The organism is Flavobacterium sp. SM2513 (assembly GCF_050908145.1).
Lineage (GTDB): Bacteria > Bacteroidota > Bacteroidia > Flavobacteriales > Flavobacteriaceae > Flavobacterium.
Window position 1 is genome coordinate 2,211,080 of sequence record NZ_CP194228.1, and the last position, 22,823, is coordinate 2,233,902.

Sequence of the window (22,823 nt, forward strand, 5' to 3'; positions counted from 1 at the left end):
CTTTTTATGTTACTACCCAAATTAAAAACGCTGTTATGTTCTTTTTAAGAAATTGTGTACGCTTTACAATCGAGCATTATTTGGGTAATGGACTATTTTAGAAAAATATTCTACCAAATGTTACACAAAGAGAACTACAAAATGAAACTTTTTAGCTCAACAAATCATTTTAATAGTTACAACTGCCCTTTAAAATGTTGCAGCTGCCACAATTAAAGTTGTTTTTGGCGTTCACAATGTTGTAGGTGGTATAATCAAAATTATATTTAGTATCTGTAATGTTATAGACTTCCATTTCAAATATGGCTTTAACCCAAAACCCACTACCATATATTTTAAAAATATTTTCCCTATTTTGCGAACAAATCAGTACCTATGAATAACGCACCATTTATTACAGACGATACCATCGTTTTTGGATTACTAATGCTTCTTTTGGCATTTGTATTTTACACGTCAGGTAAACAAGAAGGATTTTGGAAAAAATTCTATGTCGTGTTTCCTTCCTTATTAATGTGTTATTTATTGCCTTCTATATTTAGTTCACTCAACATTATTTCTCCCGAATGGACCGAAATAGGCGAAGGCGGCGAAATCATTACCAAGAAATCATCCATTTACTTTGTAGCAAGTCGGTATCTACTTCCAGCAGCTTTGGTACTAATGACGTTGAGTATTGACTTAAAAGCGATGTTCAAGCTAGGGCCAAAAGCCTTAATCATGTTTTTTACCGGAACCATCGGAGTCATCATCGGTGGACCAATAGCGGTTTTAGTCATGTCCATTTTTTCACCTGAAACCGTTGGTGGTGCTGATTTTGACGCAGTGTGGCGTGGACTTGCAACCATAGCCGGAAGTTGGATAGGAGGAGGAGCCAATCAAGCCGCGATGTTTGAAGTTTTCAAATACAATCCGGACAAATACGGAGCCATGGTTTTGGTTGATATTGTAGTCGCTAATATTTGGATGGCGTTTCTATTATTTGGTATTGGCCGAAAAGAGAAAATTGACAACTGGCTGAAAGCTGATACAAGTTCAATAGAAGAATTAAAAGATAAAATGACGACGTATGCTGCAAATGTAACGCGGAATCCAAGTCTAACCGACTTGATGGTAATTCTCGGAATCGCTTTCACTGCCGTAGGACTGGCACATTGGGGAAGTAACTCCATTTCTGATTTGCTTAAAGCAAACTTTGAAATTGTAAACGACCCAACCAGTTTTGCCTCCACATTTGGCGACCGATTCTTCTGGATGGTAACCTTTGCCACAGCACTCGGAATTATATTTTCGTACACCAAATTAAAGCAGTACGAAGGAGCAGGAGCCAGTAAAATAGGAAGTGTTTTTATCTACATTCTGGTGGCGTCCATCGGTATGAAAATGGATTTGGGTTCTGTAGCCAGTAATCCAGGTTTGTTGGTTGTAGGATTAATCTGGATGGCCATCCACGTGTTGCTTTTAGTAATCGTTGCCAAACTTATCAAAGCACCCTTTTTCTTTCTTGCCGTAGGAAGTAAAGCCAATATTGGTGGAGCCGCTTCGGCCCCCATTATTGCTTCAGCATTTCATCCTTCATTAGCAAGTGTTGGGGTTTTGTTAGCCGTTTTTGGTTACGTTGCCGGAACATATGGCGCATTATTAGCCGCGTTCTTAATGGAAATTGCAGCACCTGTTTAAGTGTTGTACGTTTTTTAGAATCACATCTTTAGGCATCTTTTGATCCATGTTCCTGCCATCCGCTAAATCTTTTCCCGCATGAAAAATGCGGGAAAAGGATACCGCTTCTGTCAGGGATAGTCAAACCATCTTCAGGCTTTTTTTTAGCTTTTGGGCTTTGAGGATAAAAACACAAAAAGATAGAAAAGCTAATTTTCTGTTTAACGTTATAGGTTGTATATTACACTTGCGTACTTCAAGTTCCCCTCCTTCGGAGAGCCTGTCCCGAAAAATCGGGAGGTTAGGGGAGGATTAAACCGTCATCGAAAACAACTGTCTTTCCGGTGCTTTTCGTTGCAATCGCATATCAAAAGCCATACAAATGTTTCGCACAAAGGCTTTTCCCTTCTCGGTAACTTGAATACCATCAATGATAAATTCAAGCAATCCGTCTTCTTCAAACACTTTAAGTTGAGGTAGAACTTCGTAAATTTCATCAAAATAAGTGGCGCCTGTACTCCAAGTTGTGTGAAACTTACACATGATATTCAAAATATGTTGCCGTACTTTTAAATCTTCTTCAGTTAAAATATGACCTTTGTTTACAGGAATCTTGTCCCATTCCAACATTTGATAGTAATCATCAAAACTCTTCACATTTTGACCAAAACCAAACCAACTGTCGCTAATTGCCGAAACGCCTAAGCCAATCATCAGTTGGGTTTTAGAAGCGCTATACCCCATAAAGTTTCGGTGTAAATTTCCTTTATGATAAGCAATCGTCATAGCATCCTGCGGTACTGCAAAATGATCCATCCCAATTTCAAGATAACCACTTTCGTCCAATTTTCTCTTTCCTTCTTCATACATTTCGCGTTTTGCATCGTCTTTTGGTACATCTTCATCTTTAAAACCACGTTGTCCGTTTCCTTTAATCCAAGGCACATGAGCATAACTATAAAATGCCAATCGGTCGGGAAATAACGATTTTGTTTTTTCTATCGTGTCGTAAATGTCTTCTAAAGTTTGAAACGGCAGTCCGTAAATCAAATCATGACTGATGGAAGTATAGCCAATTTCTCTTGCTAAATACGTAACTTTTGCCACATTTTCAAAAGGTTGAATTCTATTAATTGCTTTCTGAACCGTTTCAGAATACGATTGAACACCAAAACTGACACGTCTGAAACCTAAATTATACAAGCTTTGCAAATGCTCTCGGGTCGTATTGTTGGGATGCCCTTCAAAACTCATTTCACATTCCGGATGTTTATTTGCGAAAGCAAAAATTCCGTTGATTAAATCTTGTAAATTATTGCTGGAGAAAAAAGTGGGAGTTCCACCACCTAAATGAATTTCTTTGATAACAGGTTTCTCATCAAAAAGCTCCGAATACAAACGGCATTCTTTCAAAACCGCTTTAATATACGGGTCTTCAACTGCATGGTTTTTCGTGATTCGTTTAAAACATCCACAAAAAGTACACAAGCTTTCGCAAAAAGGCAAGTGAATGTACAAACTGATTCCTTCTGCCGAATTACTCTGAATGAATGATTTCTTAACACTTTCCAGCCACAATTCGTGCGAAAAAGTATCCTCTTCCCAATACGGAACTGTTGGATAACTGGTATATCTTGGACCCGGAACGTTGTATTTTTGAATTAGTGAAGTTTTCATAGACTTAATTTGAATGTCAAAATTAAGTCGGTTGTGTTTAATTAAAAATGATAATTGTCATATTGGGGAAATGATACCAATACCAACTGATGTTGAAGAATGATTTAATGCTGATTTCTGAAAGGCAGAAAGATTATTTTTGTTTTTGAAATTTCTTTATTAAAAGTTGAATACCCATAACTATGGCGACTACTATGAAAGTAATAATTCCTAGAGACAGCATTGCAAATTGCCCCATTCCGCATCTAAACTCATTGTTTTTAGGTTCAATTGAGATGATTTGTAGGGCAATCACTATGAATACTATTTGAGCAAATAGGTTTATCAAACAAATTAAATCAAAATTCCATTTAACTTTTTTCAATATAGAAAGTGAACCAAGGACGATTTGTGAGATAAGAGGAAGAACAATAATGAAGCAGGAAAGTGTAAATGGATTCATCTATATGAGGTATTAAATTTTTTATAAATGCATTTTGTCAGGTAAACTACATACAAATATTAGATACTATCAATCCCCTCATTCTTAATATTTTCCAATAGATTTTTTAATTCCTTTAAACTATCAGGAAGCGGATTAAATATAATTTCTTTATTTAATTCAAGTACAATATCAGATTCTAGCTTACAGAAAACACGATGATTTTCTTTGTAAAAATGAAATTTAAGAACATCTAAATTAGGGTTAGAAACGTATAGTATGTTTTCAAAATAATAGTTTTCAGAATCATAGATTATTGATAAACGAAATAAAGTAGGATCTCTAGGAAAATCTACATTTTTAAAATTTTGATTTTCAAACAAAGTAAAGATAGCAACATTCCAAGTTCCTTGTGAAAATTGTATTTTTAAATCATTACTATATGCTCCACTTACAAGTATTCTCATTGGATTATATTTTATAATTGTTAGTCATTAAGTCCAAATTTTAAAAGCTTAAAATCCCCTCTGTCTCTTCGCCTCAAACAATAAAATAGCTGCTGCAACCGATACATTCATCGAGTCAATTTCGCCTTGCATTGGGATAATAATATTTTGAGTCGCTTCATCACGCCAAGGTTTTGTTAGTCCTGTAGCTTCCGTCCCTACAACCAACGCCGTAGGTTTTGTATAATCTTGCGTGTGATACGACGTCGAATTTTGCAAAGTTGCACTGTAGAAATTAATGTTGTTTTCTTTCAAAAACGCAATCACTTCTTCAGTTGAACCCGTAGCAATTTGATTGGTAAACAAGCAACCCACACTCGAACGCACCACATTGGGATTGTACAAATCACTTTTAGGATTGGCAATAATAACGGCATCCACATTGGCTGCATCGGCGGTTCGTAAAATCGCTCCTACATTTCCGGGTTTCTCAAGGCTTTCGCCAATTAATATCAGCGGATTATCGGATAGTTTCAAGTCTTTTAATGCTAAAGTTTTTGTTATAGCAATGGCAATAACGCCTTCGGTAGTGTCACGGTACGCCAACTTTTGATACACCTCTTTGCTGATTTCAATGCGTTCCACATTCGCAATTTGAAAGGACAATAGTTCCTTTTCCGAAGTTAATTCAGGAACAAATAGTACCGTTTCGAGTTCGTAACCGCCTTTTAACGCCAGTTCGATTTCGCGTTTTCCTTCAATGATGAAGGTGCCGGTTTGTCTTCTCACTTTTGCTTTATCTTGCAACTGAAGCAATGATTTGATGTACGGATTTTGAACGGAGGTGATTTGTTTCATCTTGAATTATTTTTACCGCTAAGGTCGCAAAGTTTTAACCAAAGTTCGCAGAGAAAATTTTATATATGAGTTTCTAAGGAACTGTCTATTTTATTTTTTATAATTATGTGGCAAAGACGCAAAGTAAAATAATCTTCCCGACTTCGTGGCTTTGTGGTAAAAAAAATTTCAAAACCTACAAAATCCCCCGAGCTTTAATCTCTAAATACTTATTAATTGTATCTAAAGTCAAGTTTTCTGGGTCGGTTAATACCGAATAAATGCCGTATTTCTTGAGTTCATTAACAATCAATCGCTTTTCAAAAGCAAACTTTTCAGCGATCACTTTGTCGTAAATCTCTTGGATGTTATCGGCTTTTTTGTGAATTAAATCTTCTAATTCAGTATTGTTAAAAAATACAACCACCAGCAAATGGTTTTTAGCAATGCCTTTCAAATAAGGTAATTGTCGGTGCAAACCATCTACAGTTTCAAAATTCGTGTAGATAATTACTAAACTTCGTTGCTTCAAATTCTTTTTAATATCTACATACAATCGGGAGAAGTCACTTTCGAAAAAGTCGGTTTTGATGTTGTACAAATTCTCTAAAATCAGTTGCATTTGGGACGAACGCTTTTCCGCAACCACCCAGTTTTCTACCTTTTTCGAAAAAGAGAATACGCCTGCCTTGTCTTGTTTCTTCAAAATTACATTGGATAAAACCAATGTAGCATTAATGGCAAAATCCAACAAACTCAGTCCGTTGAAAGGCATTTTCATCAAACGTCCTTTGTCAATCACCATATAAACCGATTGTGATTTTTCGTCCTGAAATTGATTCACCATTAACGAATTTCGTTTGGCAGTAGCTTTCCAATTAAGCGTTCTAATGTTATCTCCAGGAATGTATTCCTTAATTTGTTCAAATTCCATGGTGTGACCAATTCTACGGATTTTCTTAAAACCATATTGAAACAGCGAGTTCGAAAAAGCCATCAAATCGTACTTCCGAAGTTGAATGTAAGAAGGATAAACCGGTACCATCTGATTATTGTCGAATGCAAATCGTCTTGAAATCAGTAGTAAAGGTGAACTAATGTACACGTTTAAATTTCCAAAATAATATTCACCACGTTCGGTAGGACGAAGGTAATAGCTGATTTCATCTTGCGACGAAGCCTTTATTTTTCGAACAATATTAAAGTTTCTAACTTGAAACTGATACGGGATTTCATCAATAATTTTGGCACCCACAGGAAAAGTATAGTAATTTTTAATACTGATGTTTATGGAATTCTCATCACCATTGGATAGTTTATCTGCTGTAACTCTGGTGGCTTCAATTCCCCTTTTCGCAAAAAACAAAATCAAAATATCAATGGTTAAAAATAGTATTAAAATTAAAAAAGCATACCATGAAATCTTGTACAATCTTGGGAAAAAGAAAGCAACAACAAAAAGCACTATGTTGCCCAAAAGCAAATAGAAAAATAAATTATTGAGGTATAGTTTTTTAAAAAAGTTCAAATTTTAATTGCTAAAAAAGTGAATAAATTATCTCGGAATTTCTACTGTTTCAATGATTTGCTTGATGATTTCGACACTGGTAAGTCCTTCCATTTCACGTTCTGGAGTGACCATCACACGGTGTTGCAAGACAGGAACCGCAGCTTCTTTGATGTCTTCAGGTGTTACAAAATCTCGACCTCGCAAAGCAGCAAAACCTTTTGCAGCATTCAAAATTGCAATCGAAGCACGTGGCGAAGCACCCAAGTATAAAAATGCATTTTCTCGGGTATTGACCACAATTTTAGCAATGTATTCAAGTAAATTTTGCTCTACCACAATTTGTTTCACCAAAGTTTGGTATTTTTCAATGATAAAAGCATCGATAATTTTCTTGATGTTTTCCAATTTGCCATGATTTTGCAGCAAATGTTCGCGTTGCAAAATAATAATTTCTTCATCCAATTTTGGATAATCAATCACGATTTTAAACAAGAAACGGTCGAGTTGTGCCTCGGGCAAACGGTAAGTACCTTCTTGCTCGATAGGATTTTGAGTCGCAATTACTAAAAACGGTTTGTCTGGAATATAAGTAGTTCCGTCCATCGTAATTTGACGTTCTTCCATCACTTCAAATAAGGCCGCTTGTGTTTTTGCTGGAGCTCGATTTATTTCGTCAATTAAAATTAAGTTGGAGAAAATCGGTCCTTTTTTGAACTCAAATTCGGATGTTTTTAAGTCGAAAACGCTGGTACCTAAAATATCAGAAGGCATCAAATCTGGTGTAAACTGGATTCGGCTGAACCCAATATCCATGGTTTGTGCCAATAATTTCGCGGTAATTGTTTTTGCAACTCCCGGAACGCCTTCAAGCAAAATATGACCGTTGGATAAAAAGGCAACCAGCAATTGGTCAATCATTTTTTCTTGGCCTACAATTACGGTATTCAATTCGGCTTTCATTGCCGAAATACTTTGTTGCAACTCTGTTAAGTCCAATCTCGATTGAAAATTTACATTTTCATTTTCGGCTTTATTTGTTTCTAAATCTTCCATATTAGCTGAATATTTTTTCTATTAAAGTATTAATTTCGACCAAATCATTTTCCACACTTTCATAATGACCTTTGCGATGCTGATTGATTTTTGCGAATAATTGTTGGAGGTCTTCGCGATTTTTACCTGTTTTTTGTTGGAGTTTTTGCACGAATTTATCATCGAGAGTAGTCGTGTCTAATAAGTATTCCCGACGAATTTTATCCAACAAATAAATGATTTTTTTATCGATAATGTTGTGGTGATTTCCCTCTTGAAAATATAAATTTCCAATGGTTTTTGTGAACTCAATAGTCGTATTTTCCAGTGGTGCTATAATTGGAACAATACGTTGTTTTCGTTTTGCATTGAATACAATAAAAACCAACATTCCCAATAAAAACAAATACCAAGCTGCTTTTAAAGCCGGCTGGCTGAAAATAAACCGCAGTGGATTTTGCGAAATGTGTCCGTCCGTTAAATCTTTGGTGTACCAATAAATGTTTCCTTTCGGTAGATAGGACAAGACTTTTTCGGCATATTCTGAATGATTATTTTTCAGTAAATGAAAATTGGTAAATGCAGCAGGCTGCAAGTGCAAATAGAAAATCCCTTGTTTGTAAGGCACTTTAATAAAATTGGCGAAAGCCTTATCGGTTCCTTGATAACCTAGAATTGTAGTATTTAAAGTATCAATTTTTGAAAAATAATTTGAACCCAACCCTTCTACTAAATTGTATTTTTCTGACCCTAAGTTTTCGTTAGCAAACCAAAGAGAAGTGTTGTTACTGATTTCAAAATCAGAGCGATAATCAAGTTTTAGGCTGTCTAGTAGAATTTGCGGAAGCGTTTTCATACTCAAAAAAACAGTATTGCCGTGACTTGAAAAATAGAGTAATTCCTTAACAGATTCATCGTCTAAGTTGGCATAATCATTTACCGCCACAAAAGTACCGGACGTGTGGTACGTGTTTATTAAAGTATCATAATCATATAAATTGTCAAAATATTCGTACGGAGTGACATTAATCGCCATTAATGTATCTGGTTGCAAAAGGGCATTTATTTCCTTGTCAAAAACGAATAATCCAAATGGAATTTTGTCATTTATAGAATACGTTGGCGACCAGTTCAGTGGTTTTGGCGTACTGGAATCCAAAGCGATAATTCCGGTGATTACCACTACTAAAAAAATCAAGTATATTTTCACAGATTTATTCATTAGTAAATGGAATGAATGGTGGTGTCAAAGGCTTTTTTAGCTTTTTCAAATTCTTCGATACTAATGTCAAATTCACCATACCAAATATAATTGTATAAATAGGAGAGGTATTCAAAATTAGCTTTCAGTTCAGGTGATTTTATTTCATAAATATAATCGGAGTTTGTTTTCTCAACATCCCATTCGATGAGTTGTTTTTCGGACATTTTTTTCAATAAAAACAAGTAATAATACCGAACACTAAGTCGATGTTCACCGGATTGAATACTGTCTTTAATTAATTTTTCAAAATTAACTAAATGTAGATTTTTTTCAATTTCGTCGTAACGAATAATATTTTTGTCCGATTTTAAACCAAAAATCCAAGTCCCTTCTTTGTTTAAAATTGCTTTGACAATCAGGAAAATAACAATTACAATTAAAATTACTGCGATTGTGTTGATGGTATAATCTAAAATGTTTTTTGCTTTTTCGCCATCTTGAACATCAAAAGTACGTTTCAGCCATTGTGTGAACCATTCTTCAAAACGGTCCCAAAGTGATTTTACGGGTGATTTTTCTTCATAAATAAAAGGTTTATCGTTGTATTTTTCTTTGAAATTTTCGACAAAATGAATCTGCTGAACTGCAGCAGTGTCAATTGCAATTTTTGTTGAATTTTTCGCAACTTCTGAAACAACAACGTTTTGACCCTGAAGTGGAACGATGAAAAATAGAAGAAAAATTAAAAGGATTTTTTTCAAAGCAGATTAAGCGATTAAGGGAATTGATTTTATTTTTTTGGCAACTATAAAAGGAAAAACTAAATAGTAAAATGAAATTGCTGAAAGTGTACTTAAAATTATAAAAACATTCAGCCAGTTGGGCATTTCAAGTGAGTATCGGGTAACAAATCCTTCTAAAAATCCTGCAGCAATAGTAAAAGGTACGGTACTTAAAAAGATTTTGAAACTGTTTCTAAATCCAATTTTTAACGAAGTCATACGCGAAAAAGTTTTAGGAAATAAAATGGAGGCACCTAAAATAAATCCTGCAGCAGATTCAATTACGATTACAAAAATTTCCATCGAACCATGAATCCAAATGCCTTGAACGCTTTCCCAAAACACGCCTTCTTGATAGAAAAAGTATTGAAAAGCACCCAACATCAGACAGTTTTTAAACAGAACGTAAAAAGTGCCAATTCCGCCAAAAATACCCATGATAAAACACATAGCACCAACGCGAAGATTGTTAATTGTAATTCCAATAAATCCACCCCAATTAGAACCCGATTTATAAATGGCCACTGGATTTCCGCCTTTGATGTTTTCCAAAGTTTGATTTACATAAGCATCTCCTAAAATCAAGCGACACAAGTCATCATCGTAGATTGCCGACAAAACTCCGATACCAACAAACAGGAAAAACAATAAAAAAGCATACAAAACGTATCGTTGGTATTGATAAAGCAATAAGGGGACTTCTTCGGAGAAAAAGTAAAGCAACCTGTTTTTCTCTTGTCTTTTGGTTTTGTAAATACGTTGGTAAATTTGCGAAGCTAAATAATTCAGGTATACAACCGTTTTACTTTTAGGGTAATACGTTTGGGCATACGACAAATCATTGATTAAATGTATGTACAACCCTGCAATTTCATCAGGATTTTTTTTAGCTTTACCGAAAATTGCGGCTTCAAAATCGAGCCATTTTTCTTTATTTTGTTTTATGAAGGCAACTTCTCTCATTGTAGGCTAAAATATAAAATATGTCAGAATTATCAATCAATACGACCCAAAATGTAACTATAAATTTTACAGCCGCTTCCATTGGTCATAGAATCCTAGCTTTTGGTATTGATTTACTGATTATAATTGCATACCTAACGAGCATTTATCTGCTTTTAGCATATACTGGTTTCTTCGTAATTGTTGGAGGGTTAGATGGTTGGTCTCAAATAGCAGTTCAGTCGCTTATTTTTTTACCTGTGATGTTTTACAGTTTAATTTTCGAAACTTTTTTCGAAGGCCAAAGTTTGGGAAAAAAATTGGTTCGCATAAAAGTGGTTAAAATTGAAGGGTATCAAGCAAGTTTTGGAGATTATTTGATTCGGTGGTTGTTTCGCATGATTGATATTTTTATTTCAAGTGGAATTATTGGATTTGTTTCTATAATAATGAACAAAAAAGCACAACGTCTGGGCGATATGGCTGCTGGAACTTCCGTAATTACTTTGCGAAATAACGTGAATATTTCGAGTACTATTTTAGAAGAAATCCACGACGACTATATACCTACTTATCCATTAGTTATCAAGCTTTCCGACAATGATGTCCGAATTATTAAAGAAAATTTTATTAGAGCTAAAGCAAGTCGGGATGTTGATTTAATGACCAAACTAACAGCTAAAATCGAAACCGTTACCGGAATAAAAAACCAGAGCGGCAATCATGTTGATTTCATCAATACGGTTATAAAAGATTATAATTTTTATACACAAAGTATGTGATTTTTAATCAAATACAGACACATATGACCATTTTTACTTTACTAGATTTCATTGGGACAACAGCGTTTGCTATGTCAGGAGCTTTGACGGCAATTAACAAAAGACTGGATTCGTTTGGCGTTTTTATCATTGCATTCGTTACTGCTGTTGGCGGAGGAACACTTCGGGATATGTTGATTGGGCGAACTCCAGTAAGTTGGATGCTCGATTTACGCTATGTTTATTTAATTATTTTTGGATTTGCTTTGGCTGTTGTTTTTCGTAAAAAATTGGATCGTTTGCGAACTTCTTTGTTCTTGTTCGATACAATTGGACTTGGCGTTTTTACATTAATTGGTCTGGAACGCGGAATTATCTTTGGACTTCATCCCGTAATTTGTATTGCATTAGGAACAATGACGGCATGTTTTGGTGGTGTGATTCGAGATATTTTATGCAATGAAATTCCCGTTATTTTTCGTCGTGAAATTTATGCAACCGTCTGTATTTTAGGTGGAATTGTGTTTTTTGCCTTGAAAGAAATTAATTTAGAGGAAAATATTTTATATATTGTAACTTCTTCAGTTATGATTTCATTTCGATTGTTAGCGGTAAAATTTAAATGGTACTTACCCACGCTTCAGAAAGCTTAATTGGTCACGTGAATAAATCCTGTTAAAGCTTTATTATAATCAGGGTCGTTTAAATTCAGAATATAATAATATGTTCCTGGAGTAACTTTATCGCCCATAATTCGCGGTCCTTTTGTGGCAAATCCGTTCCAATCTTCCGTTTGATGATTTCCTTCCCAAACTAGATTGCCCCAACGGTTGTAGATTTCTAACTTGAAATTTTCAAAAATATCCCGCAATCCTTCGATGTAAAAAGTGTCATTTGGGCCGTCATTATTGGCGGTTACGAGATTGTAAATTATCGGCGGACAATTTTTAACTTCAAGTAATAATGAAGTAATACTATAACAGCGATTATTTGTTACCCGAACAAAAATTTCTTTTGGAGTTTGATGAACTTCATACTGTGACAAGTTGGTTACTGGATTTATTTCTTCTGTTGCATCTTCAAATGAGTTGTAAATCGACACAATATCTTCTGGATTTATTTTTACAGCATTTTCAATGTTGGTCAAGTCAAAAAATCCTTTTCCAAATTTTAAATTACACGATTTCAGGTTTTCCAATGGATTTACTGCAGGAAAAAAATAAAGGGAAATATCTTGTGAAAATTGATTATTATCTTCGTTTAATTCTTTCTGAATTCCCAAACCATTTTCTCCTTGGTCCACGATGAATTTCAATTCAAAATCAGCGGGAACAGACGAAGGAATGGTGAATTGAATGTTACCCATTTCGTTTCCGCCAATTGGAATTAAATTTTGAGTAAAAAAAGTATTTATATAAGTGTCATTTGCAAAAATACTAACCGGAATTCCAGCAGGTAAATTATCAGTGCTATTGACATTAAAAACGGTATAATTTACATTTAAAATCCTTGAATTACATTCAAATTCAGGAATTTCAAAACTAACTGTTGCATCGGGAAGTTGGTTGTTTAATTTTGAAATAACGGTACTTATCATCACAAAATCTTGTAACGAAGTCAGCTCAATAGTTGCGATAGGATTGCCAATTTCAATAAAACTTTCAATGTTATAAACATCCAAATCCATGTTATACAATTGGCTGGAACCCGTAAAACTGTTGGTACTGTTGAATGCATTACCCAGCGGATTTAATTCGTTTGTCAAATCAAAACCATTGAATTTAAAGGTTTCCTGGTTTGCCAAAGTAGCATCACCTTCCCAAGCGATAAAGCCCAATTTTGCTCCAATATTATCAACAACATTCAAATTATTTAAGGTTAGCGTCAAGTTGTTTTGAGCGGAAGAAACCGCTTGAAGTCCGTCGTATACATTCAGCTGATTAAGCGGTAAAGAATCATTTTTGAAAACAACCACAATTGCCCAACCGCCAAAATTGGTGCGATTGATGCAATATCCAGTGTCTGTTATAGCTGATAACAAGTCCAGCTCTGAAACTGTGTACAGTCCATTTCCTGTGGCTTGAACGATAGCTGTTACATCTGCATAAGCGGAAAAATAATCAAGGTTGTTTTTAAACATTGGAAAATTTCGTTCCGAAGTTACGATTTGGCCGTTTAATTTTATTTCTAAATCGCCCGTTCCAGAACCTGCCCAATAAATATAAGCTTTTTCAATTTCATCATTGGGCTGTAAATTCAAACTTTCAGAGGACGTAGTAAAAATTGTGCAGAAACTATTTGGGTTATTTTCAAGCGGATTCAATGTATTTCCCACAACCGTAAAATCATAACGACCGTTAAATTGTTCCCACAAAGCCACATCTTGACTAAAGCAAGTCAAGCTTGTAATGCAAAGTAACACACAATAAAACAGTTGTTGAATAGTTTTCAATGGACCAATCTTGTATTAAAAGTTTAAAGATACTATTATTTATGAAACTCAAAAGCACCATTTTCACTGAATTTTGAATTGCCTTTGCTTCATATTCTTAAAAAAATCAGTAATTTTCCCCAATATTAAAGTAGTAGTGTGAAAAAGTATACCGTTCGACTGTACCAAAAAAATGATTTTGAAATGTGGAATGCTTTTGTTGAAAAAGCTAAAAATGCCACTTTTCTTTTCCATCGTGATTTTATGGAATACCACAGCGACCGTTTTTTGGATTACTCCTTAATTATAGAAAACGAAAATAAGTGTGTAGCAATACTACCTGCTAATAGAGTAGGAGAGACGCTGTTTTCGCACCAAGGACTGACTTACGGAGGCTTAGTTTACAATCAGAAAGTGAAGTTGAGTGCCGTGATAAGTATTTTCAAGACCGTTTTGGAATTTCTCAGTAACAATGGTATTACAACCCTTCAGCTAAAATTATTACCTGCCTTTTATGCCAGTTACCCATCGGATGAGGTGTCTTATGCGCTTTTTTTGGCACAAGCCAAGCTGATTCGTAGAGATACCAATGCCGTTATTAACTTGCAAAAGCAGTTTTCCGTATCGAAAGGGAGAATGGAAGGAGTAGCTAAGGCCAGAAAAGCACGTTTAATCATTAAAGAAGAACTTAATTTTAAATCGTTTTGGAATGAAATTCTGATTCCCAACCTTGCTGAGAACCACCTTGCTAAACCTGTACATACTTTGGCGGAAATTGAAAGCCTGCATCAAAAATTCCCCCAAGCTATTAGACAATTTAACGTCTATGATGAAGATAAAATTGTCGCAGGAACTACTATTTTTGAAACGAACAATGTGGCCCATGCCCAATATATTTCCGGAAATGCAGACAAAGGGAAGTTAGGGAGTGTCGACTTTTTGTACCACCACCTTTTAACGGAAGTGTTCATAAACAAAAATTACTTTGACTTTGGGATTTCTAATGAGAATCACGGTAAAAACCTCAATGATGGACTCTCTTTTTGGAAAGAAAGTTTTGGAGCACATACAGTGGTGCAGGATTTTTATGAAGTGCAAACGGGAAATGCTCACCTTTTAGAAAATGTATTCGTATGATTAAATTTTTAGATTTACATAAAATCAATGCTCCTTATGAAGCCCAGTTGCAAGAAAAACTTAAAAACGTATTGGACGAAGGTTGGTACATTTTAGGAAAGGAAGTGGAGCAACTTGAAAAGGCGTATGCCGATTATTGCGGCACACCGTTCTGCATTGGAGTAGGGAATGGGTTGGATGCTTTAACCTTGATATTTAAAGGTTATATTGCTTTAGGTAAACTGCAAAAAGGAGACGAAGTTATCGTTCCTGCAAACACTTATATTGCCAGTATTTTAGCGATTTTACAAGCCGATTTGGTTCCTGTTTTGGTAGAACCTGATGAAGCTACCTATAATTTAAACCCCGAATTAATTGCCGAGAATATTACGCCAAAAACCAAAGCCATTTTGGTAGTACATTTATACGGACAATTGGCAGCGATGCAACAAATTAACGCTGTAGCACAAGCACATAATTTATGGGTAGTTGAAGATGCAGCTCAGTCACACGGTGCAAAATTTAATGCAGATGCTCAAAACCTACAACCTACAACCTACAACCTACAACACTCAAATAACGCAGTAGCCTACAGTTTTTATCCTTCTAAGAACTTAGGAGCATTAGGCGATGCGGGTGCGATAACAACCCATGACGCTGCCTTAGCCAAAATTCTTTATTCGTTAAGGAATTATGGTTCTGAAATAAAATACCAAAATGATTTTATTGGTGTGAATTCCCGATTGGACGAACTGCAAGCGGCTTTTTTAAATGTAAAACTGCCCCACTTAAACAAAGAAAACCAGCGAAGAATTGCCATTGCAAAAAAGTATATTGCAACGATTAAAAATAGAAAAATAGTGTTGCCTTTTTTTGACAACTCAAGCAACCATGTATTTCACTTGTTTGTGATTCGTACCAAAGACCGAAACGAGCTTCAAACGTACTTGGAACGTAACGGAATTCAAACACAAATTCATTACCCCGTTCCGCCTCATAAACAAAAGGCATTGCCGCAGTTCCACAGCTTGTGCTTTCCTATTACCGAAAGAATACACGATGAAATACTAAGCTTACCCATAAGTCCGGTGATGACGGACGAGGAAGTGGAATTTGTAGTTAAAACAATCAACGAATGGACATCTTAATAAAATCGTTTAACCGGCCTTATTATCTGGAGCGTTGTATTCAAAGCATTTATACAAATGTTTTGGACCACACGTTTTCAATAACGGTGCTTGACGATGGGACTCCAGAGAAGTACCTGCAAAAACTGCAACTTAAATTTCCAGAAATCAAACTTGTTACTTCCGAATTTTATAAAGAAAAGTCGGAGCGTATTGCGAGGGAAGGTGCATCAGCAAGTATCCAAATTCCAATCGCTATGTGGCTTACTGCCGCAAAAAACGCTACCGATTATTTCGTGCTATTGGAAGATGATATTTGGTTTACCCAAAAAATAAATTTACAAGAGACAGAACGAATTTTGAAACAGGAAAAAGCTTCTTTTCTGAAGCTTTTTTGGCTCAACAACCCCAAATTAATCCACGGAACTACACTAAAAGTTTTAGAGAACCTTCAGTTTTATAAACCTAAAGTGTTTACAAAAAATCCGCTTTTGTACCGACTTATTTTTGGAATCACCCGATACGGAAACCGTAAGCTTATGCGTTTTCTTAGCTTGTATTCTAAGGAGAAGGCCTTGCATTACTACTCGATGTATGGTGTGGCTGGCGCTATTTTTCATAAAGATTATTTTTTGAGCCTTTGGGACAAACACACGAATGTAGTTGATGAAAATTTGCAGTTGAAAAATGCAGTAAAGTATTGGCACAATCATCCACACATTCAATTTGCTCGAACCAATCAAGAATATGTGGCCACAGGTTTCTTATCTTCGGCAACCAATAAGGGTTTTAATCCAGAAAACTTTGATGTTTTTCAGTTCAATAAAAGTATCAATGAGGCTTGGTTTAATGATAAGTTAGACATCATGAATAATTTTCCCAATGATTTGAATACCGATGAAATTGAAACTATTTTAGCAAAAGAAAATAACCCTCATGCAACTGTTAAGGACTGGAAACTATGGACGACGAGTTTCAAAAAACAATTTCAAAACATTGGGTGTAACATTTAACGGCATTAATTATAAAAACAGACTCTTCACATAAAACAATATTAAAAGCTACAGGGGTTTTTGGCTTTTCACAAGTACTCAAAATACTGGTGAGCCTTGTGGGGTCTAAGTTTGTAGCCTTATTTCTTGGTACTACAGGAATCGGTACGGTTGGATTATTGCAAAACACGCTTGCTATTATTTCCTCCATAACCGGTTTCGGAATCAACATTAGTGGCGTAAGAATGGTGGCTTTGGCCAAGGCACAAAAGGACGATGTACTTTTTTCTAAAACCGTTTTGGTACTTAAAAGATGGTCTATTGCTACAGGTGTGCTAGGAATCTTGATTACTTTTATCCTTGCCAAACCTTTGAGCCTTTGGACATTTAATTCTACGGAGTACGTTAATTGGTTTTTAATTCTGTCGGTAAATTTTATATTTTCTAGTCTTGCCGTCAATAAGATGGTGCTTTTGCAAGGGTCTCGGGCTATGAAAGCCATTGCCGTTTCTACGGTGGTGTATGCCGTCGCTGTTACCTCCATCAGTGTCCCCATTTATTATTTCTTCAGGATGGACGGTATTGTGGCAGTCCTGGTTTTAACCACCCTGCTTAATTTTATTATCAATTGGTTTTTTGCACGAAAAATAGAGGTTGTTCCTGTTTCTGTAACTTTCAAAGAAACAATTTCCAGAGGGAAAGAAATGATTCAACTGGGTTTTTTGCTTTCTATCAATGTTATTTTTGGTCAAATAACCGCTTATTTACTTAAACTCTACTTTAATTTTCAGCACACTACGGAGTCGGTTTTGGGCTTGTACATTGTAGCAACAACTTTGCTGCTTACTTATGTAGGTATGGTTTTTAGCGCCATGTCTACTGACTTTTATCCGCGATTAACCGAAGTTCAAGCAGACAATAAGCAAGTCAAAGAACTTGTAAACGACCAGTTGGAAATAGCGCTCTTACTCATCACGCCACTCATTATTGTGTTTTACTTTTTCGCGCCACTTGTAGTCACAATTTTATACTCTACCGAATTTCTCAACGTCGTGGTTATTTTAAAATGGGCTTTGTTTGCCATTATTATCAAGGCGATAATTTGGCCCTTGGCCTTTATTATTTTGGCCAAAGGCGAGAAAATGCTTTACTTCAAGCAAGAAATTTTTAGCGATGCCATGAATATTGGTTTCACCATCGTGGGCTATCATTATTTCGGTCTCATTGGTATCGGACTCGCCATGGCGGCCAATTATATTGTTTATGGCGTGTATGTTTTTTACACCGTAAAGCAAAAATTTAGTTTCAACTTTCGTAAAAATACGATGGGTATTATTTTTAAATCCGCTCTTTTAGGAACATTGGCCGCCCTTACGGTTTCCTTTATGGATTATCCAAATGCCTATTGGGTTCTCGCACTTTTGTCGGCGCTTTCTGTTTATGTTTCGTACACTGAATTAAACCATCGTGTGGATGTTAAGGGGTATGTGATGAAAATTAGAAATAAATTTAGAGGTCCAAGGTCGTGATTTTTATATTTTCGGAAAACTCATGCATTGGTAATCATACGATTCGTAATTATTTTCCTAGAAATAGTATCTATTCGTAATTTACCTATTACTACGTTACCCCAGATGAATCTTCCACTGTTTATGACGATAAATTATCTAGATTATAAAATTAATAATCGTAATGCTGTTTGCAGAGATTAAAAAAATATATCCCGAGATTTGAAAAATGAGGTGCCTCAACTATTAAAGACATTAACGTAAGGAGTTTGTTCTTATAACAATTTAACGTAAGGACTGCATTAATTATTTAAAAGCTTTTATTAAATTCCACGGAACTTATACATAAAATTCAATGGCTAATAACTTCAATTTTCAAGTTAAATGCTCGACAATTCATCTTCATTTACGAAATTTGACCTTTTTAACTCCTGATTTCGCGTTTTTAGTCGGAACTTCAGCCTTTAAACTTGAAAGTTCAGGTTCGTTACTCTGAATTTCAAGTTCCTACTCAAAACTTTAAGCTTTAAGCTCGAAAATTTCGTTTGCAGGTGAAATATTTCACTTATAACGCAAATATTTTAGTTTCAAGCGAAATATTCAGTATAACGTGAAATGAGGTGCCATTTATTTTCATAAAGAAAGCCTCTAAGTAGAGGCTTTCTTTCAAATAGTTTAGTCTTTTTTAATTCTTATATTATACGGACCTCTAGAAAATCGTACTTGTAAATCTTCATAAATCGCTCTTGTACTTGCAGCTCCTCTAGAGAATGCTTCTTTAACGATGACGTAATAAAACATCCCTGTTACTAAAGATTCATGACCTGCAAGTATTCTCGTGTCGCTTACATCTGTGTGAAGTCGAAAAGCCAAGTTGCCCACTTCTTCAAGAGCATCTACTAAAGCTATATCTTTTCTAAAATTTTCAGTGTCCATGTAGTGAGGTATAAAGTCAGGATTACTAGTAACGTATGATCCTATTTTTTGTACTGTAGCAACTTTTTTATCACCCATTTTAAAAAAACGATTTTCGCTATTTTGCCGTAAGTCCTTGTAAGTAAGGAGCTAAAATCACTCTAGCCTTTGCAAATTTTCTACTGCTTCGTCGACAACTTCTTTCGCTATTTCGACATTAATTTGATTTTCGTCACTTATATAGTTTTGGTTTATTGATTAAAAAGAGTAAAAATGATTTTAAAAACAATGATTTTTTAAATTTTTAATAAAAAAATGTAGAGATTTATCTACATAAAATATTCAGTGGTAATGATGTGTTATTTTTAGAAAAGTAATCATTTCTGAAAAACTCAAATTCAAAGTGAAATTGAATAAGTTTTCCCGACCTTTGCCCAAACACAACTACAATGACTACACAACAATTAATAGAACAAATCCGACAGAAGAAATCCTTTCTTTGCATTGGTTTAGACGTCGATTTAACTAAAATCCCTACTCATTTATTAGAAACCGAAGACCCCATCTTCGAGTTCAACAAAGCAATTATTGATGCCACACATGATTTAGCAGTTTCTTACAAGCCCAATACCGCATTTTATGAAGCGTATGGTATTAAGGGGTGGCAATCACTTCAAAAAACAATTGATTACATCAACTCAAAATATCCTAAAATCTTTACCATTGCCGATGCAAAACGTGGTGATATTGGGAATACGTCAACGATGTATGCCAAAGCTTTTCTGGAAGATTTGAATTTCGATTCGGTTACAGTCGCTCCTTATATGGGGAAAGATTCGGTAGAACCATTTTTGGCTTTTGAAAATAAACACACCATACTTTTGGCATTGACATCGAACCAAGGTGCTTTTGATTTTCAAACGCGTACTGCAAACGGAACTGAATTGTACAAGCAAGTTTTGGAAACTTCTAAAACATGGAAAAATAGCGAAAATTTGATGTACGTAGTAGGTGCTACTAAAGCAGAATATTTCACTGAAATCAGAAAAATTGTTCCCGATAGTTTTTTATTAGTTCCTGGAGTGGGAGCCCAAGGCGGAAGTTTATCGGAAGTGTGCAAATACGGAATGAATGATAATGTGGGCCTGCTAATTAATTCTTCTAGAGGAATTATCTATGCTTCAAACGGAACTGATTTTGCCGAAAAGGCTAGAGAAGAAGCATTGAAAATGCAGGTTGAAATGGCTGCTTTATTGGAACGTTAATGTTAGTAAATTTAATTGGCAAAGATTGTTTATTAACATTTGTTTGCTGAATTTTGGCAATCTAAATTAAACTGATGGAAAATACACACTATATAAGTTCAAGCACACTAACGATTGAAGACATTCATCACATCGTAGTGGAGAGCAAACAATTAGCATTATCAGAAGAGGCAAAGGTTAATATCCAGAAATGCCGTGATTACTTGGACCAGAAAATGGACAATAACGACACGGCAATTTATGGTATAAATACCGGTTTCGGTTCGTTATACAATATTAAAATATCAAAGGAAAATCTTTCGCAACTTCAAGAAAACTTAGTAAAGTCGCACGCGTGTGGTACAGGGGATGAAGTTCCTCAAGCCATTGTGAAACTCATGCTATTGCTCAAAATTCAGTCCTTGAGTTACGGAAATTCAGGTGTGCAGTTAGCAACGGCAGAACGTTTGATTGACTTTTACAACAATGATATTATTCCGGTAATTTATACCCAAGGCTCACTTGGTGCATCGGGCGATTTAGCACCGTTGGCTCATTTATCGTTGCCGCTTTTGGGTGAAGGAGAAGTGTATTTTGAAGGCAAGAAAGTTGCTTCTAAAGAAGTCTTAGTACAATTTGGCTGGTCGCCATTAGTTTTGCAATCTAAGGAAGGATTGGCTTTATTGAATGGAACCCAATTTATGAGTGCTTACGGGGTTTATGTTTTGATAAAATCATGTAAATATTCGTATTTAGCCGATTTAATTGGAACGATTTCATTAGAAGGTTTTGACGGAAGAAAAGAACCTTTCAATGAATTGATTCACTTTATCCGACCTCATAAAGGACAAATTATAACCGCTCAACGTGTCAACGGATTTTTGGAAGGAAGCGAAATTATCGACCAAGAAAAGCAACACGTTCAAGACCCGTATTCGTTTCGATGTATGCCGCAAGTGCATGGTGCTTCGAAAGACGCGATTGATTACGTGAAACGTGTTTTTAAAACCGAAATTAACTCGGTTACAGACAACCCAAATATTTTTATTGAAAGTGACCAGATTATTTCGGGTGGTAACTTTCACGGTCAACCTTTGGCATTAGCCTTAGACTTTTTAGCAATCGCTTTATCCGAATTGGGAAGTATTTCGGAAAGAAGAACCTACCAATTGATTTCAGGATTACGCGGTTTGCCTGCATTTTTAGTAGATAATCCAGGTTTGAATTCTGGATTTATGATACCACAATATACGGCTGCAAGTATTGCCAGTCAAAACAAACAATTAGCCACTCCAGCAAGTATTGATAGTATTGTTTCCTCAAACGGACAAGAAGACCACGTTAGTATGGGTGCTAATTCAGCTACTAAAGTCTTGCGAATTGTTGATAATATCGAGCGTATTCTCGCCATCGAATTAATGAACGCTTCACAAGCCATCGCCTTTAGAAGTCCATTAAAATCAAGCGATTTTATTGAAATGTTCTTGAAAAGCTACCGCGAGGAAGTACCGTATGTTTCGGAAGACCGTATCTTGCATTACGATATCATGAAGACGATTGCGTTTTTAGATAGTTTTCAGATTGAAGCAGAATTGTTTGATTAATTCAATAACTTTGTAAAAAAGTACACTATGAAAGAAGGAGATAAAGCATTAGTAGACCCAAAATTAACCGGTTTAGATTCTTGGATTCAAGGTGAAGTAATTGACATTGAAATAAATCCATTTAGAGGAGTTGTTATTGCGATAAAAGACAAACTTGGACGCATATTTTTTGGGGAAGAAAAGTATTTTAAATTAGCTTAAGATGTTTGCAATTAGTTTTGATATGGTAATTGTAGACCTGAATAAGCATTATGGTATGCCGTACAATAACGCTTATTTTGAAATAGGAAAAGTATTGAGAAAATATGAATTTTTTAGTACGCAGGGAAGTTTATATTTATCAAAAAACACGGATATGGCGAATTTATTTCGAGCAATGAATGCGTTGAAGCAAATACCATGGTTTAAAGATTCGGTTAGAGACATTCGTGCATTTAGAGTTGAGGATTGGTCTAATTTTACCGAATTTATGAAGGAATAATTTAGTTATTGATTTCAAATTAAATAAATATTAAAAAATCCTGATTTACCAATCAGGATTTTTTTTGGATTAAAAACATCTATAACTATATAAAAATTTTCTCTAACGGCTTGAAAAATGCTAGACTAGAAATG

22 protein-coding genes are annotated in these 22,823 nt (G+C 35.2%); 11 read left to right on the forward strand and 11 right to left on the reverse strand.

Going from position 1 to position 22,823, the window contains the following annotated elements; all coding sequences use genetic code 11:
- Positions 1-375 precede the first annotated feature (375 nt).
- Positions 376-1,680: a DUF819 domain-containing protein gene (locus ACQ5J2_RS09270; RefSeq protein ID WP_432670126.1), complete on the forward strand. Its 1,305-nt coding sequence runs from the start codon at positions 376-378 to the stop codon at positions 1,678-1,680.
- 291 nt (positions 1,681-1,971) lie between these two features.
- On the opposite strand, the gene hemN is transcribed toward ACQ5J2_RS09270, so the two are convergent.
- The 9 genes from hemN to ACQ5J2_RS09315 all read right to left on the reverse strand — a co-directional run bounded on the left by hemN (position 1,972) and on the right by ACQ5J2_RS09315 (position 10,531).
- On the reverse strand, positions 1,972-3,336 hold the full coding sequence (gene hemN / locus ACQ5J2_RS09275) for an oxygen-independent coproporphyrinogen III oxidase (protein WP_432670127.1): 1,365 nt from the start codon (positions 3,334-3,336) through the stop codon (positions 1,972-1,974).
- Positions 3,337-3,469: 133 nt separating this feature from the next.
- Positions 3,470-3,778 (reverse strand): hypothetical protein, encoded by a 309-nt coding sequence (locus ACQ5J2_RS09280; protein WP_432670128.1) that lies wholly within the window; start codon positions 3,776-3,778, stop codon positions 3,470-3,472.
- A 59-nt stretch (positions 3,779-3,837) separates the two neighbouring features.
- Positions 3,838-4,224: a hypothetical protein gene (locus tag ACQ5J2_RS09285; RefSeq protein WP_432670129.1), complete on the reverse strand. Its 387-nt coding sequence runs from the start codon at positions 4,222-4,224 to the stop codon at positions 3,838-3,840.
- A gap of 48 nt (positions 4,225-4,272) precedes the next feature.
- Positions 4,273-5,061 carry a TrmH family RNA methyltransferase gene (locus ACQ5J2_RS09290; protein ID WP_432670130.1) on the reverse strand — a complete coding sequence of 263 codons (789 nt, stop codon included), beginning with the start codon at positions 5,059-5,061 and terminating at the stop codon, positions 4,273-4,275.
- 175 nt (positions 5,062-5,236) lie between these two features.
- Complete coding sequence (locus ACQ5J2_RS09295) at positions 5,237-6,568, reverse strand: DUF58 domain-containing protein (protein WP_432670131.1); 1,332 nt, start codon at positions 6,566-6,568, stop codon at positions 5,237-5,239.
- Positions 6,569-6,595: 27 nt separating this feature from the next.
- A complete protein-coding gene (locus ACQ5J2_RS09300) occupies positions 6,596-7,603 on the reverse strand; it encodes an AAA family ATPase (RefSeq protein WP_432670132.1) in 1,008 nt (335 codons plus the stop codon).
- A gap of 1 nt (position 7,604) precedes the next feature.
- Positions 7,605-8,804, reverse strand: a complete 1,200-nt coding sequence (locus ACQ5J2_RS09305; RefSeq protein WP_432670133.1) for a DUF4350 domain-containing protein — start codon at positions 8,802-8,804, stop codon at positions 7,605-7,607.
- On the reverse strand, positions 8,804-9,547 hold the full coding sequence (locus ACQ5J2_RS09310) for a DUF4129 domain-containing protein (protein ID WP_432670134.1): 744 nt from the start codon (positions 9,545-9,547) through the stop codon (positions 8,804-8,806). The genes ACQ5J2_RS09305 and ACQ5J2_RS09310 overlap by 1 nt, the downstream gene beginning before the upstream one ends.
- 6 nt (positions 9,548-9,553) lie before the next feature.
- Positions 9,554-10,531 carry a stage II sporulation protein M gene (locus ACQ5J2_RS09315; RefSeq protein WP_432670135.1) on the reverse strand — a complete coding sequence of 326 codons (978 nt, stop codon included), beginning with the start codon at positions 10,529-10,531 and terminating at the stop codon, positions 9,554-9,556.
- Positions 10,532-10,551: 20 nt separating this feature from the next.
- On the opposite strand from ACQ5J2_RS09315, the gene ACQ5J2_RS09320 reads away from it, so the two are divergent.
- Both ACQ5J2_RS09320 and ACQ5J2_RS09325 read left to right on the forward strand, forming a co-directional pair.
- A complete protein-coding gene (locus tag ACQ5J2_RS09320) occupies positions 10,552-11,292 on the forward strand; it encodes an RDD family protein (protein WP_432670136.1) in 741 nt (246 codons plus the stop codon).
- A 29-nt stretch (positions 11,293-11,321) separates the two neighbouring features.
- A complete protein-coding gene (locus ACQ5J2_RS09325; RefSeq protein ID WP_432673290.1) occupies positions 11,322-11,924 on the forward strand; it encodes a trimeric intracellular cation channel family protein in 603 nt (200 codons plus the stop codon).
- Here the strand turns inward: ACQ5J2_RS09325 and ACQ5J2_RS09330 are convergent.
- Entirely contained in the window at positions 11,921-13,723 is a 1,803-nt protein-coding gene (locus ACQ5J2_RS09330; RefSeq protein WP_432670137.1) for a gliding motility-associated C-terminal domain-containing protein, read from the reverse strand. The genes ACQ5J2_RS09325 and ACQ5J2_RS09330 overlap by 4 nt on opposite strands.
- A gap of 138 nt (positions 13,724-13,861) precedes the next feature.
- Here ACQ5J2_RS09330 and ACQ5J2_RS09335 point away from each other — a divergent pair, with 138 nt between their 5' ends.
- From ACQ5J2_RS09335 to ACQ5J2_RS09350, 4 genes are read left to right on the forward strand one after another with little or no spacing between them, the layout of a single operon-like run.
- On the forward strand, positions 13,862-14,839 hold the full coding sequence (locus ACQ5J2_RS09335; protein ID WP_432670138.1) for a GNAT family N-acetyltransferase: 978 nt from the start codon (positions 13,862-13,864) through the stop codon (positions 14,837-14,839).
- Complete coding sequence (locus ACQ5J2_RS09340; RefSeq protein WP_432670139.1) at positions 14,836-15,966, forward strand: DegT/DnrJ/EryC1/StrS family aminotransferase; 1,131 nt, start codon at positions 14,836-14,838, stop codon at positions 15,964-15,966. The genes ACQ5J2_RS09335 and ACQ5J2_RS09340 overlap by 4 nt, the downstream gene beginning before the upstream one ends.
- Positions 15,954-16,958 (forward strand): glycosyltransferase family 2 protein, encoded by a 1,005-nt coding sequence (locus tag ACQ5J2_RS09345; RefSeq protein ID WP_432670140.1) that lies wholly within the window; start codon positions 15,954-15,956, stop codon positions 16,956-16,958. Before ACQ5J2_RS09340 ends, ACQ5J2_RS09345 begins: the two co-directional genes overlap by 13 nt.
- A 38-nt stretch (positions 16,959-16,996) precedes the next feature.
- Positions 16,997-18,466, forward strand: coding sequence for an oligosaccharide flippase family protein (locus ACQ5J2_RS09350; RefSeq protein WP_432673291.1), 1,470 nt, complete (start codon positions 16,997-16,999; stop codon positions 18,464-18,466).
- A 654-nt stretch (positions 18,467-19,120) separates the two neighbouring features.
- On the opposite strand, the gene ACQ5J2_RS09355 is transcribed toward ACQ5J2_RS09350, so the two are convergent.
- Positions 19,121-19,381, reverse strand: a complete 261-nt coding sequence (locus tag ACQ5J2_RS09355) for a hypothetical protein (protein ID WP_432670141.1) — start codon at positions 19,379-19,381, stop codon at positions 19,121-19,123.
- Between the two features lie 428 nt (positions 19,382-19,809).
- Between ACQ5J2_RS09355 and pyrF the strand changes: the two genes are divergently transcribed.
- From pyrF to ACQ5J2_RS09375, 4 genes are all read left to right on the forward strand, one after another.
- Positions 19,810-20,625 carry an orotidine-5'-phosphate decarboxylase gene (pyrF, locus tag ACQ5J2_RS09360; protein ID WP_432670142.1) on the forward strand — a complete coding sequence of 272 codons (816 nt, stop codon included), beginning with the start codon at positions 19,810-19,812 and terminating at the stop codon, positions 20,623-20,625.
- A gap of 74 nt (positions 20,626-20,699) precedes the next feature.
- Entirely contained in the window at positions 20,700-22,208 is a 1,509-nt protein-coding gene (gene hutH / locus ACQ5J2_RS09365; protein ID WP_432670143.1) for a histidine ammonia-lyase, read from the forward strand.
- A gap of 27 nt (positions 22,209-22,235) precedes the next feature.
- A complete protein-coding gene (locus ACQ5J2_RS09370; RefSeq protein ID WP_432670144.1) occupies positions 22,236-22,409 on the forward strand; it encodes a hypothetical protein in 174 nt (57 codons plus the stop codon).
- Position 22,410: 1 nt separating this feature from the next.
- Entirely contained in the window at positions 22,411-22,689 is a 279-nt protein-coding gene (locus tag ACQ5J2_RS09375) for a virulence protein (protein WP_432670145.1), read from the forward strand.
- Positions 22,690-22,823: the final 134 nt, after the last annotated feature.

Coding starts and splice junctions, on each gene's coding strand:
- ACQ5J2_RS09305 (WP_432670133.1), bottom strand. CDS start 8,804: ATGAATAAATCTGTGAAAATATACTTGATTTTTTTAGTAGTGGTAATC.
- ACQ5J2_RS09320 (WP_432670136.1), top strand. CDS start 10,552: ATGTCAGAATTATCAATCAATACGACCCAAAATGTAACTATAAATTTT.
- hutH (WP_432670143.1), top strand. CDS start 20,700: ATGGAAAATACACACTATATAAGTTCAAGCACACTAACGATTGAAGAC.
- ACQ5J2_RS09315 (WP_432670135.1), bottom strand. CDS start 10,531: ATGAGAGAAGTTGCCTTCATAAAACAAAATAAAGAAAAATGGCTCGAT.
- ACQ5J2_RS09270 (WP_432670126.1), top strand. CDS start 376: ATGAATAACGCACCATTTATTACAGACGATACCATCGTTTTTGGATTA.
- ACQ5J2_RS09300 (WP_432670132.1), bottom strand. CDS start 7,603: ATGGAAGATTTAGAAACAAATAAAGCCGAAAATGAAAATGTAAATTTT.
- hemN (WP_432670127.1), bottom strand. CDS start 3,336: ATGAAAACTTCACTAATTCAAAAATACAACGTTCCGGGTCCAAGATAT.
- pyrF (WP_432670142.1), top strand. CDS start 19,810: ATGACTACACAACAATTAATAGAACAAATCCGACAGAAGAAATCCTTT.
- ACQ5J2_RS09345 (WP_432670140.1), top strand. CDS start 15,954: ATGGACATCTTAATAAAATCGTTTAACCGGCCTTATTATCTGGAGCGT.
- ACQ5J2_RS09375 (WP_432670145.1), top strand. CDS start 22,411: ATGTTTGCAATTAGTTTTGATATGGTAATTGTAGACCTGAATAAGCAT.
- ACQ5J2_RS09370 (WP_432670144.1), top strand. CDS start 22,236: ATGAAAGAAGGAGATAAAGCATTAGTAGACCCAAAATTAACCGGTTTA.
- ACQ5J2_RS09340 (WP_432670139.1), top strand. CDS start 14,836: ATGATTAAATTTTTAGATTTACATAAAATCAATGCTCCTTATGAAGCC.
- ACQ5J2_RS09355 (WP_432670141.1), bottom strand. CDS start 19,381: ATGGACACTGAAAATTTTAGAAAAGATATAGCTTTAGTAGATGCTCTT.
- ACQ5J2_RS09290 (WP_432670130.1), bottom strand. CDS start 5,061: ATGAAACAAATCACCTCCGTTCAAAATCCGTACATCAAATCATTGCTT.
- ACQ5J2_RS09280 (WP_432670128.1), bottom strand. CDS start 3,778: ATGAATCCATTTACACTTTCCTGCTTCATTATTGTTCTTCCTCTTATC.
- ACQ5J2_RS09285 (WP_432670129.1), bottom strand. CDS start 4,224: ATGAGAATACTTGTAAGTGGAGCATATAGTAATGATTTAAAAATACAA.